The following is a 12892-nucleotide window of genomic DNA, read 5'->3' on the forward strand; positions in this document are numbered from 1 at the left end:
AGCGTTATCTAAAATGAACAAATAACGCACAATCAAATCATATGAGAGAGTACTCGAGATTACTGTCATTTTCCCATGTATAAATATCATATATATGCTTGCGGAAATTCTTCACCACAATATACAATAAATAAGACAAATATAAATAAAAGTGCAAACAAACATAGCAACACATTGTTATTTAACAAGTTAACTCGATGTAACCAACAGTGTAAAACAACATGAAATAAACAAAAAATCACATACAACAAGTAAAAAAATAAATTATGTAACTATGATGCTATTTTAGATTTACTATCTGATGTCATAAATACATCATAAAAGTTAAACGATGGCATTACTTTTCAATCAAAATTGAGAGAATATTCTATTTTAAATACTAACCGACACATACTTGACACTATATGGATTAACAAGCATAAGGTTAAGTTATAACGAGCAAATATTTGACATTTATCGCAACAATAACGACATGTTTTCCCGCTGATTTATGATTCAATAAGTGTAGAAAAATAAACCTAAGAATAACTAAAAAGTAATATCTCCAATTTATTACTAATAAAAATAACAAGGTAACATCAATGACACTAGATCAACTCGATTTCACCGTATTTATCGCCTACGTAATTGGCTTGCTTTGCATTGCGCTATGGATTTCTCGCAATGATCATCAAGGTGATAGAAATACCGAAGACTATTTTTTAGCCAGTAAATCACTTCCTTGGTGGGCTATTGGTGCATCCCTCATCGCAGCTAACATATCTGCAGAGCAAATTATTGGAATGTCAGGCTCTGGCTACGCAATTGGCTTAGCAATAGCCTCTTATGAATGGATGGCGGCAATTACGTTAATATTGGTAGGTAAATATTTATTGCCAATCTTTTTAGAAAATAAAATCTTTACCATGCCGCAATACCTTGAGCAACGTTTCGACGGCAGAGTAAAAACCATATTGGCTCTATTTTGGTTAGCGGTATTTATATTTGTTAATTTAACGTCAGTATTATGGCTAGGTGGTTTAGCAATTCAAACCGTTGCCGGTGTCGACTGGATGTTTGGCATGATCTTTCTCGCAGTATTTTCCGTAGCCTATTCCTTATATGGTGGTCTTAAAGCCGTAGCCTTTACCGATATCATTCAAGTGGTTTTACTAGTATTTGGCGGTTTGTTTTTAAGCTATTTAGCGCTAATTAAAGTGTCAGATGGTGAAGGTTTACTGGCAGGCTTTAAAGTACTTACTGAACATGCACCTGAACACTTTGATATGATTTTGTCACCAGAGAATCCAAATTATATGAGCCTGCCGGGCATTTCCGTACTTATTGGCGGTTTATGGGTAATGAACATTGGCTACTGGGGCTTTAACCAATATATTATTCAACGAGCATTAGCAGCAAAAAATATTCAAGAAGCGCAAAAAGGTATTGTATTTGCAGCATATTTAAAACTGCTTATGCCGTTTATTGTGGTATTACCAGGTATTGCCGCCATTATCTTATTCCCACATTTAACTGCACCTGATCAAGCCTACCCTTCGATGATGGGCTTAATGCCTACAGGTATCAAAGGCTTAGTGTTTGCCGCCCTTGTCGCCGCAATTGTTTCATCGCTAGCATCGATGACCAATAGTATTTCGACTATCTTCACCATGGATATTTATAAACATATCAAACCAAACAAAAGCCAACGACATTATGTGCACATTGGCCGAATAACCACGTTAGTTGCATTATCATTGGCGCTGATTACTGCAGAGCCGCTATTAGGTAAATTTGACCAAGCATTTCAATATATTCAAGAATTTACTGGGTTATTTTCGCCGGGCATTACCGCCATATTTATTATGGGTATGTTCTGGAAACGCACAACCTCATCGGGCGCATTGGCTGCGGCAATTGGTTCAGCGGTATTTTCAGTCGGCTTTAAATTTTTATGGCCTGAGTTACCCTTTATGGACCGTATAGGTATCGTATTTCTAGTGTGTATTCTGGTATCTGTTATCGTATCGCTAAGAGATAAACCAAGCGATCACGACCACTCGGTTAATATCGACAATATTAGTTTTGCGACCAATAAGTCATTTAATCTAGCAGCTCTTGGCTGTGTCATTATTCTTGTCGCCATTTATGGTACTTGGTGGTAAAGCACCACTCGCTAAAACAAGCACTAAGCATTGATGATAATTTATCGTCAATGCTTAATGCCAAACACCTGTAACCTTAATTGCTCTAGTTTATTCATGGTCGCGTCTATATCAAGCTGTTCAATAAATTCTGCAAATATTATTGGTGTTTGACCTGAAAAATCAATATTCACATCACGATCAAAGTACTGCGTCCCGCCGGGTGAATTTTCCACAATAGTCGTTACTGCCTGCATTAACGGATTTTCAAACTTCTTACCTATCATTATTGCTGGCATATGTTGTTGACGATTAACATAACTTAGCTGAAACTTTTCACTTAGCAAAAACGCGAGTACCGTTTCTAACTCTGCAGTTAGTTTAGCGTAATAAGGCACCACAAAAACATCGACCGGTGTCACTGTATATTTCGGAATGCCTGCCACTATTTCGGGAAATTGTATTAAACCAATATCATCAAGTTGCTTAAAATGGACTTTTTCTGGCATGCTCGACGCCAATATCATCGCGCTATAACCTCTTAAAATAGAGGGAAAAGCATCCCAGGTGCTTAAACTTGCATGTGATTGATTAAAACACTGATTATCAACTAGCGTTTTAAAATATATTAACGTGGTACGAACACGATCATCTAAAAATGACAACTGGCCAGATTGCAGCTTTTGATAATATGCTAAGCCATGCAAACGCAAATTTAAATAATCAAACCAGCTATGCAAAATCCACTGAGAGTTTTTTGTACCTAAGGCAAACAAACTTTTATTTTGCTCTGATAATGCCGCACAACTGGCCAGTAATTGTGGCCATGTCTGCGGCAACGCAATGTTTAATTTTTCAAAAACAGATTTTCGATAATGCAGTGAATACAAAGTGTAAGAAATGGGTAATGCAAAAATTTTGCCATTGTACTTTGCTGCATTAAGTACAACAGAAGGAAACTTATCTCTATTAGGAGTGCTTTGCCAAAAATCAGTTAATTCCTGAAGCTGACCAATTTTTGCATGTTTTTCGACGCGAGAGCCGCCAAACCACCACACAATATCTGGTCCTTCACCTTCTTTTAGCCAACGCTCGAAATTTCTCGAATACGCATAAGCGCCGCGACTCGCAACTAACTTTATCTTGATGTTTTCATGCTTGTCGTTAAATTCATCAATTAGCGCATGCACCTGCTCTTTATGTAAACCGCCATCAGCATGCATCGACAATGTTATTGTCGTTTGCTTGGTCACCGCAAAACCATGAGCAGCCCCAGAAAGAAATACAAAAATCAAACAGATAATTATATTGTGCAAAAATAACAACCATGGTTGAAAGTAAACCGAATACTCAATATATAGTTTACAAACGAAATTTTTGAAAATGATCGCCAACTATAAATTAATCACTTACGGGTAAAATAGCAGTACCTATTCACTCGCAATTTTCTAAAATTTTGTAATATAAACCTTAATATTAAGCACTATAAAACAAGGTCTAGACAGAGAAATAATGGTTCAACGGCAAGGCTCGATGTCTTTTACCTATCGCCGCAAAAATGGCGTTGGTAATACTTGGAGCAACCGGAGGCACTCCTGGCTCACCAACACCACCAGGTGCATTTTCTTCTGGATTTAAAATGTGCACTTTGATTTGTGGCGATTGAGACATGCGCAGCACAGGGTAATCGTGAAAGTTTGATTGCACGACCTGACCTTGTTTAAATTCAATTTCCCCCATTAAAGCGATCGATAAACCAAAGATCATCGCCCCTTCCATTTGTGAACGTACTCGGTCAGGGTTTACCGCCAGTCCGCAATCAATAACACAATGTACTTCATCAACTTTTAGCCGGTCGCCTAGCACTGTCACTTTACTGGCAACAGCAACATAACTGGCAAAACTTCGGTGTACAGCAATTCCCCACCCTTGCCCTTTTGGTAAGGTCTCATTAATCGGTGTTTGTGCCATCAGTTTTTCCAGTACTTGTCGAAAACGTTTAGTTGAATAAGGATGACGTGCTAACTTTTCTGAATAGTTAGTAAAGTTAAACCCGTATTCGGCTTTGTGGTCAATATTACGATCTGGCCCGAGCGTTTTTAACATTAATTCAGCCGTTGATATTTTTAATTGCTGAGCGATTTCATCAAAAAAACTGTTGATCGCAAATGCATGCTGAATATTACACACTGAACGCATCCAGCCTATACGTGCATAAGCTTCAGCTTGACCTTTTTCCATTAAGACATGGTCAATGTTATAAGGAATGTCAGCAAATCCTAAACTTAGTTCAAAATCTTTTGGACTATTGGCTTGGTGATTAAAAGTTGAGGCTATGCTTGGGTAACTCGCTTGACCATGCAAGCTGGTAATTTTACCGTCGTTATTAATGCCAGCTTTTAAGTTTTCTACGGCGCCTGCATGGTAATAGCCTAGCTGAATATCATCTTCTCGACTCCATACAACCTTAACGGGTCGTTTGGTTTTATCTGCTAAAAATATAGCTTCATTTGCAAAATCTGATTTTGATTTTCGGCCAAAAGCGCCTCCTAATAACGTCGGTTCCACCACGAACATTTCTTGAGGTAATTTCATCATGTTAGCCGCGTTAGCCATTACCGATTGAGGATCTTGCACACAAGCCCATACTTCACAAATACCATCATGAAACCAAGCGGTTGCCATAGGTGGCTCTAACGGCGCATGCACTAAATAAGGTGTTTGATAGCTTGCTTCAATAATAGTAGCTGCCTCTTTAAACCCCTGCTCTACATCGCCTTTAGTACTTACCAACTGAGCTGATTTTTTTAAACCTTCTTGAAGTTGACTAAAGGCTGTTGCCGAATCAAATGCTTGATTTTTACCTAATTCCCATTCAATTTTTAGTGCTTTCCTGCCCTGTAATGCCGCCCAAGTATTGGTCGCTAAAACAGCGATACCAGACAATGGAAAGTAAACGACGGTTTCTCTTGTTTCCGGCATTTTTATTACATCAACAACACCTGGTATTTTTAACGCCGCGCTGGCATCAAACGACTTAACTTTGCCATGAATTACTGGACAACGTTCAATCGAGGCAATAAGCATATTGGGTAACATTTTATCAATGCCGTAATTTGCTCGCCCACTAGTCATGTCTTTTAAATCAACGATGGGGACCGACTTGCCAATAAATTTGTAATGTTTGGGAGATTTAAAACGTAAGTTTTTTAGCGCGGGCAAAGGTTGCATGCTGGCAAGTTCCGCTAAGTCACCAAACGACAAAGACTGTTGAGAATTTTTATTGATAACAACATTGGCTTTAGCGTAAACATCATCAATTGATACCTGCCAATAATTGGCAGCAGCTTGCTCTAGCATCATTCTCGCTGATGCGCCCATCTCCCGTAACTTATCAAAGAATAAACGAATACTTGTTGAGCCATCAGTATTTTGGTTGCCATAAGCTTTATTGCCTAAACCTTGTATCACTTTAACTTTTTGCCAATCTGCCTCTAATTCGTCTGCCACTATTTGTGGAATACCCGTTTTAGAACCTTGCCCCATTTCAACACGGTGAGTGACAATTTCTACGGTACCATCGGGCTCAATAGCAACAAATAGGTTTAACCTTTGCGTCGGTTCCGTCGCACTATACTCAGCACTTTGTGCAATTTTTGATTTTAACTTAGGCACAGCACTACAGGCTAACAATAAGCCACTGCCAGCAACACCACTATAGGTTAGGAATTCTCGTCGTGTTAGCTTAGATAACTCCATTATGCCACCCCTTCACTTTTTGCTAACACAATAGCCGCTTGTTTAATCGCTTTTTTAATTCTCGGATAAGTACCGCAGCGACAAATATTACCTGACATATGATTATCAATATCTTCATCTGTCGGCATTTTATTGTGCGCCAGTAAAGTTAATGCACTCATTATTTGGCCTGATTGGCAATACCCACACTGAGGTACATTATTTTCTTGCCATGCGATTTGTATTTCATGATCACTATTTTTACTTATGCCTTCAATCGTGGTTATTTTTGCATTTTTAGCCACGACAACAGGGGTAATGCATGATCGCATCGCTTCACCATTAATATGAACCGTGCATGCGCCACATTGCCCTACTCCACAGCCAAATTTAGTACCCGTTTGTTGTAATAAATCTCTCAGTACCCACAACAACGGCATATCGTCTGGAGCATCAACTTGATGCACTTGGTTATTCACATTTAGTTTGATCATCTTAAGTACTCATTAATTTACTGTATGGGTAATTCATTGGCATTATTTAGTAGCGATGTAAAAATGGTTTGCTTAGTTTAGTTGCTATTGATAATACTCATATGCTTAAATGTTAACAATAAACAAAATAATTATTTTAATAATGACTTTTATTTCACCTATTTTTTTTAAAAAATCACCTGCGCTCAGTAAGCACGTAGTGTGCAAGTTCGAATTGTTTTGCCTGTATACAATACTGCTATTAACCTTATTATTTTCTTATCAAACAAATGCGACAGAAAATAAAGTTATAAAGTTAACTTGGGCGCATGTATACGAAACCTCAGAGCCATTGCATAAGTGGGCATTGTGGGCAGCGAGTGAAATAGAAAAACAAACCCAAGGCCGATATGTAATCGAGGTTTTTCCAACATCAATAATGGGAAAAGAAGCCGAACTAAATCAAAGTTTAAGTTTAGGCACGGTTGATATTATTTATACCGGCACCAGTTTTGCTGGGCAAAATTATCCTCCAATAGCCTTATCAGAACTCCCGTATATCTTTCGAGATTATCAACATTGGCAAGCATTTACTGACAGTAGCTTATTTGACGAAATGGTCGCTGGGTATAAAAAGTCGACGCGAGGAAATCAAATTGTTGGTAATAATTATTATGGTCAACGCCATTTAACTTCAAATAAGCCCATTAACACGCCAGCAGATATGCATAACCTTAAGCTGCGTGTTCCTAACGCGACCATCTATAAAATGTTCCCGCTAGCTGTCGGCGCAAACCCCAGTCCTATTGCTTTTTCAGAAGTCTATTTAGCACTGCAGCAAGGTGTGGTTGACGCACAAGAAAACCCACTACCTACCATTAAAGCGAAGAAATTTTATGAAGTACAAAAATACATCAGCTTAACTGGACACTTACAAGGTTCAATTCTTTCAGTTACCAGCAACCGCTTGTGGGAATCGCTAAATACAGATGATAAAAAGATATTTATTCACGTATTTAAAGCCGCTGCTAACGGTGTATCTAGCGATACGAGAAAGTCAGAACTAGCGCTAATTGACTGGTTTAAAGCACAAGGAACAACAATATTAACGGTTGACCGTAACCTGTTCCGTGAAAAAACATTATCTCAACACGCACAAGTTAAACACGCTTTAGGGGCTGAGTTTTATGACAGATTACAAAATATCCAATAATTTAGCACCACAAGAAAGCAATGCTTTTAGCTTCAATGAAGAAGAACAACACTTCGCTTATTCAGATTATAAAATAGAAGATTGGCTAGCCTTTGTTTTATTTTGGTTATTAGCGATCACTGTGTTTTCACAATTTGTAAGCCGCTATGTATTTTCAGCGCCACTGGGTTGGACCGAAGAAGTCGCGCGTTACCAACTCGTTTGTTTAGGATTTATAGGCGCATGTGTCGGTATTCGCAAAAACACTCATATTTTTGTCGCACTATTTCATCGGTGGTTACCAAAACAAGTTTCCGTAAATTTATATAAAGTAATTGCGGTATGTAATGTCTTATTTATCGCAGCATTAGCATACTTTGCATGGCAAATAATGCCTTTATTACATATACATAAAATGGCGTCAGTTGCCTTACCCATCAGCGTGTTATACGGGGTTATTTTTGCCAGTTTATTAATCATGTTATTACGCAGCAGCCAATACTTATTCAGTATTTTTATTAACCCTCAGCAATTGTGCGATCAAAATAGCTCAGCTAGCTGCGATTAAATCTTATTAGGAAATCACATGGTTATTGCTACGCTTTTTATCTCTCTTATTATTATGGTCATTCTGGGCTTTCCAGTGGCATTTGCTTTGGCAGGTTCAGCTTTACTCGCCGTAATGGTTGACGGGCAAGTGCCTGAATTAGTGGTTTTACATCGCATGGTGGGTGGTATGGACAGTTTTCCATTGTTATCAATACCATTTTTTGTACTCGCTGGTGCGTTAATGAACTCAGCAGGCATTACCAATCGCATATTTGATTTTGCCAATGCTTTGGTCGGTTGGATGCGTGGTGGCTTAGGTCATGTAAACGTCAGCGCTTCTATCATGTTTGCCGGTATGTCTGGTGCTGCCGTTGCAGATGCGGGCGGCTTAGGCGCTATCGAAGTAAAAGCAATGCGCAATAAGGGCTATGATGCGGGCTTTTCAGTTGGTCTTACCGCAGCCTCGTCTACGATAGGCCCTATTATCCCGCCAAGTTTACCCATGATTATATACGGCGTAATGGCTGGTGCTTCTATTGGACAATTATTTGCCGCTGGCTTTATTCCAGGTTTATTAATGGCCATTTCTTTAATGGTCATGGTTTATTTTTACGCCAAAAAACGAAATTACCCTAAAGATGCTGGCTTTTGCATGACGCGTATAACCACCACGTTTCAGTCGGCCTTTTTATCCTTAATGACTCCTGTCATTATTATTGGTGGTATTTTATTTGGTATTTTTACAGCTACTGAAGCCGCCATCACCGCAACTGTCTATGCCCTTGTATTAGGTGCTTTTGTTTATCGCACCTTAAACTGGCAAAAACTGGTTAAAGTCAGCATGGAAACGATTGAAACGACCAGTATTATTTTACTTATTATTGCCGGAGCTGCGATTTTTTCATGGGTATTAACCAGTCAAAGAGTAACCGAAGACTTCACCACATGGATGTTAACGATCACAGAAAGTAAAACCGCCATTTTATTGCTTATGACACTGATATTATTTGTTGTTGGTTGTTTTATGGAAACCATTGCCGCAATTACGATATTAACGCCGGTATTATTGCCTATCGCAATTAGTTTGGGCATTGACCCTGTGCACTTTGGTGTGATGATGGTACTTAACCTGATGATAGGCTTATTAACACCACCTGTGGGTATGGTCTTATACGTATTATCTCGTGTGTCAAAAGTCCCTTTTGAAGAGTGTGCAAAAGCAACGGTTCCATTTTTGATCCCTTTAGTGACAGTATTATTACTGGTCACTTTCATTCCAAGCCTTTCAATGTGGCTGCCGACACTTTTATACCGTTAATTGTCAAAACAAGTGTAACGCTAAATAAATAGCCACACCTCAGTTCGGGAAAGGGATACGGGATACCAATAGAATAAAAAGCGGTTAACCCAATCAACCGCTTCAGAATTTGAAAGCTTTAATAACGATCTAAAGCTATCATCTTAATAACAAAGTTAAGACTAGGAAGTTAAGTAATAGCACGCAATCTTGAACAAACAACTTCGGCAATTTCAGGAATAATGTTTTGAGCAACAAATGGTGGATAGGCACTGGCAACATCTTTGCCAATTTCAGCATGCATTGCACGCATATAGGTAGAGTGTACTATGGTGCCAATATTAATTTTTGCGATACCCATAGGAATTGATTTTTGAATATCAGCATCTGGTATCCCTGTTCCGCCGTGCAATACTAATGGTGCTGGCACCGCTTGGGCAATTTCAGCGAGTCGATCAAAATGAATTTTTGGCGTAGTTGGCGTAAAACCATGAGCGGTACCTATGCCTACGGCCACTGAATCTGGCCCTGCTTCTTCGTATAGCGCGACAACATCAGCAACACTGGCTAAGTAATCATCTTCAGAGTTTACTTGTACATCGCGCCCCATAATTTTACCAATTTCAGCTTCTACCGCGACCCCTGCGCTGCGTGCGTAATTCACCACTTCTTTAGTCATGGCGATATTTTCTTTTAAGCTTTGCTGAGAGCCATCGATCATTACCGAGTCATAGCCGTCGTCAATCGCTTGCTTGCATAAATCGACCGAGGTTGAGTGGTCTAAATGCAAATACAAAGGGTTATTCGCTTTTGGCATAAAACCATCAACCATTTTTCGACAAATAAGGGTGCTGTTTAATTCAACCACAGGTCCGTAAGTCATTAACATAACCGGTAAGTCGATTTGGTTTGCCGCACTAACAACGGCATTAATATCGTAAATATCGTTCACGTTAAAACCTGCTAAACAGCGCTGCTGTGCTCGATAGTTTTTAAGTAATTGCGCCAATTTCATGGTCATGATAACCCCTAATAATTCATGTTTTTATTGATGCTTCGCCCGCTTATTTTCGGCGATAACATAGAAATAGGCGTGATATCTGCCCAATGATTAAATTCGTGTAAGTCTTCTAAGAAATGACCTCGACCGACAATCCAGTGATGATCTAGCCCGCTGCTAAGTACCGTGTGAATAATAGATTGGGTATCGGTATTTTTCGGTTTTATTTCACCATAACAGCCGCGGTAACGCATTTCAGACGCTACAATATCGCCTTCAAAAGCAAACACAGAAGATGCATGCGGATATTGATATTTGGCGATAGTAACGGGCCCTAATTCTTGAAGAAATTCAAACAACATGCCGCAGGAAGTGTCTTCGTCAAAATTGTCTAAAATGCTATGGTTACGCACTTGCAGTTGGCTGCCTTTTTTCATTAATTTGGTCGACGAGCCGCCACAGTGCCACATACCAAGATAATTATTGTCTGGATCGAGAAATGACATGTCCATTAATGTCGGTAAGCTTTCGCCTTGGCAAAGTTCATTGAAAGTTACCATGGTCAACAAGCCGCCCATGTCTGATTCATCGGCAACAACAATGCCAAGATCTTGCACCAAGGCACCAGCGCCATCGCCTGCTATGCCATAACGGTCAAATAATTCAGGCCAATTTTTTAATGCCACGCCCAAGTAATCATGTTCGCGCACGTAGTCAGCCAAACCTAGCGCTAAACGCACGCTGAGAAATAACTCTTGCTCTTTCACCAAATAACTTGCGCACGCTTCTGCATTGATCAGTTTACTCACAATTGGCATTACCTGATCTTCGCTAAACTTTTCACCGTGTTGCCAAATGGTTTCAAGATCAACCCGTTCAAAATCAAGTCCAAAATGTTGCGCGACAGAAATTTCGTTTAACTCACAGTCATAAAAACCGGGCACCCGCATGCCGCCAACCATTAACAATTTCGCATAGCGCAGTTGCGATTTTGCATAAACAACACGCGCAAAGCGATTTAACTGTGTTTGCAATGCTTCGCTGCCTAACTCGGCAAAAACCCATGAATACTTAACTTGCATAGACGCTAAAATATTGAGCAAAAAATTCTGCCCACAAAAACGATTGGCTGTTAAATTTCCGCCAGTAACTTCGGTATGCGACCAGCTTAACAACGGCATGTTGTTTTCTCGCAACCAAGTGGCCAGTGCGAGTGCTAAATCGCCAGCAATATATGACGCTTGATAAAGAATAATGCCTTTAACACCCTCGCGCTTATATTGATTTAACGTACGCAAAATTTCGTCTTTGGTTTGCAGCGGCTCTTTTTCATACACTAAATGCATATTATTTGGCAATATGCGCTGGGTTTGGTTAATTGCTTCAACAAAACTTTCCTTGGCTTTTGCCCAATCAAAATGCATTTCAAGCCCTATACCTATCAGTGCGATCGGCACATTTTTTCGCGGCTTTTCTGCGGTAATCAACGCATTCATTTCATCTTGTACAATGCCTTTTCGTTGTAAAAATTTCACGCTCATGGCTAGTTTCCTAAAGACTGTGATTGAATAAAGTTGTAAACATCGTTCTCGCTTGGGTGAAAAGTTCGTCCACCTAAATATTGAGCAACAATCGCGGCATAAGCTGAGGCAAATTGCATACGTTGCTCTAGTTTTTTTCCGTTCAATAATGCATAGCTATATGCGCCGTGGAATGAATCTCCACAGCCTGTGGTATCAACAACTGTGGTATTAAATGCACTTTGATGAACAATGCCTGTTGCCGTTAACGCCCAACTTCCGTTTGCGCCATCGGTAATGATTAATTGACCTTGACTCATGGTAGCTAGCCGGTCAAAGCACTGGTTAAGGTCGTCGCTTTGGGCAATAAATTGCGCACATTCAAGCGGCAAAATGCAGTGCTGACCCAGTGATAACATTTCCGTAAGCTTGCTGCGTTCACCGGCTTCAATATCTAATACCGAAGTAACACCCAGTTTTTTAGCACATTTAAGCAATTCAATATTGCCGTCAATGTCGTAGCCATCAACAAAAAGTAAATCGACATTAGCAAGCCATTGTTCATTTACATCTTCTTGTTCAAGCGCTTGATAATTATTTAACGAATAAAAGACGGTACGTTCGCCGTTTTGAGCATTAACTTCGACAAGCGCGACGGCAGGGTCATGATTTTCATTTAATATCATTAACGAAGTATCAACAGCGCAGCGCTCAAGTTCACTTATGGCAATTTTATTGAGTGTGCTTTGCCCAACATAACCCACAAATGAAGTTGCTGCGCCAAGGGTCGACATAACACATGCAGCATTTCCAGCCGGCGCCCCGCCTTGGATCACTAAATGGTCAACTTGTTGTTTACCGCCGAGCTTTATCTCGTTTGGTAAGGTCACCAATAAATCAACCACATTAAGCCCTGAAACAATTACCTTTGCTTTCATACAAGCCTCAAACCTCATCATTAAACTTGAGCTAACAATAAGGTAAAAGCGAGAGCAACTAT

The 12892-nt window shown here is 39.7% G+C and carries 10 protein-coding genes; 4 read left to right on the forward strand and 6 right to left on the reverse strand.

Going from position 1 to position 12892, the window contains the following annotated elements; all coding sequences use genetic code 11:
* Nucleotides 1-581: 581 nt before the first annotated feature.
* On the forward strand, nucleotides 582-2144 hold the full coding sequence (locus ACRRSQ_RS12005) for a sodium/sugar symporter (RefSeq protein WP_440875983.1): 1563 nt from the start codon (nucleotides 582-584) through the stop codon (nucleotides 2142-2144).
* A gap of 47 nt (nucleotides 2145-2191) precedes the next feature.
* Here the strand turns inward: ACRRSQ_RS12005 and ACRRSQ_RS12010 are convergent, their stop codons facing one another.
* The 3 genes from ACRRSQ_RS12010 to ACRRSQ_RS12020 all read right to left on the reverse strand — a co-directional run bounded on the left by ACRRSQ_RS12010 (nucleotide 2192) and on the right by ACRRSQ_RS12020 (nucleotide 6355).
* Nucleotides 2192-3439, reverse strand: a complete 1248-nt coding sequence (locus tag ACRRSQ_RS12010; protein WP_440875984.1) for an ABC transporter substrate-binding protein — start codon at nucleotides 3437-3439, stop codon at nucleotides 2192-2194.
* Between the two features lie 181 nt (nucleotides 3440-3620).
* Nucleotides 3621-5882 (reverse strand): molybdopterin cofactor-binding domain-containing protein, encoded by a 2262-nt coding sequence (locus ACRRSQ_RS12015; RefSeq protein WP_440875985.1) that lies wholly within the window; start codon nucleotides 5880-5882, stop codon nucleotides 3621-3623.
* On the reverse strand, nucleotides 5882-6355 hold the full coding sequence (locus tag ACRRSQ_RS12020) for a (2Fe-2S)-binding protein (protein WP_440875986.1): 474 nt from the start codon (nucleotides 6353-6355) through the stop codon (nucleotides 5882-5884). The genes ACRRSQ_RS12015 and ACRRSQ_RS12020 overlap by 1 nt, the downstream gene beginning before the upstream one ends.
* A 142-nt stretch (nucleotides 6356-6497) precedes the next feature.
* Here ACRRSQ_RS12020 and ACRRSQ_RS12025 point away from each other — a divergent pair, with 142 nt between their 5' ends.
* The 3 genes from ACRRSQ_RS12025 to ACRRSQ_RS12035 are packed head-to-tail and all read left to right on the forward strand — an operon-like array spanning nucleotide 6498 to nucleotide 9393.
* Nucleotides 6498-7547, forward strand: a complete 1050-nt coding sequence (locus tag ACRRSQ_RS12025; protein WP_440875987.1) for a sialic acid TRAP transporter substrate-binding protein SiaP — start codon at nucleotides 6498-6500, stop codon at nucleotides 7545-7547.
* Complete coding sequence (locus ACRRSQ_RS12030) at nucleotides 7522-8094, forward strand: TRAP transporter small permease (protein WP_440875988.1); 573 nt, start codon at nucleotides 7522-7524, stop codon at nucleotides 8092-8094. The genes ACRRSQ_RS12025 and ACRRSQ_RS12030 overlap by 26 nt, the downstream gene beginning before the upstream one ends.
* An 18-nt stretch (nucleotides 8095-8112) precedes the next feature.
* On the forward strand, nucleotides 8113-9393 hold the full coding sequence (locus ACRRSQ_RS12035) for a TRAP transporter large permease (RefSeq protein ID WP_440875989.1): 1281 nt from the start codon (nucleotides 8113-8115) through the stop codon (nucleotides 9391-9393).
* A 169-nt stretch (nucleotides 9394-9562) separates the two neighbouring features.
* On the opposite strand, the gene ACRRSQ_RS12040 is transcribed toward ACRRSQ_RS12035, so the two are convergent.
* The 3 genes from ACRRSQ_RS12040 to ACRRSQ_RS12050 are packed head-to-tail and all read right to left on the reverse strand — an operon-like array spanning nucleotide 9563 to nucleotide 12830.
* Nucleotides 9563-10393: a class II fructose-bisphosphate aldolase gene (locus ACRRSQ_RS12040; protein ID WP_440875990.1), complete on the reverse strand. Its 831-nt coding sequence runs from the start codon at nucleotides 10391-10393 to the stop codon at nucleotides 9563-9565.
* Nucleotides 10394-10401: 8 nt separating this feature from the next.
* The gene (locus ACRRSQ_RS12045; RefSeq protein ID WP_440875991.1) at nucleotides 10402-11913 is read right to left on the reverse strand and encodes an L-fucose/L-arabinose isomerase family protein; all 1512 of its coding nucleotides are present in this window, start codon (nucleotides 11911-11913) and stop codon (nucleotides 10402-10404) included.
* 2 nt (nucleotides 11914-11915) lie between these two features.
* Nucleotides 11916-12830 carry a carbohydrate kinase family protein gene (locus tag ACRRSQ_RS12050; protein ID WP_440875992.1) on the reverse strand — a complete coding sequence of 305 codons (915 nt, stop codon included), beginning with the start codon at nucleotides 12828-12830 and terminating at the stop codon, nucleotides 11916-11918.
* Between the last annotated feature and the right edge of the window lie 62 nt (nucleotides 12831-12892).

This window comes from Thalassotalea sp. PLHSN55 (assembly GCF_052030545.1).
GTDB lineage: Bacteria > Pseudomonadota > Gammaproteobacteria > Enterobacterales > Alteromonadaceae > CANMXU01.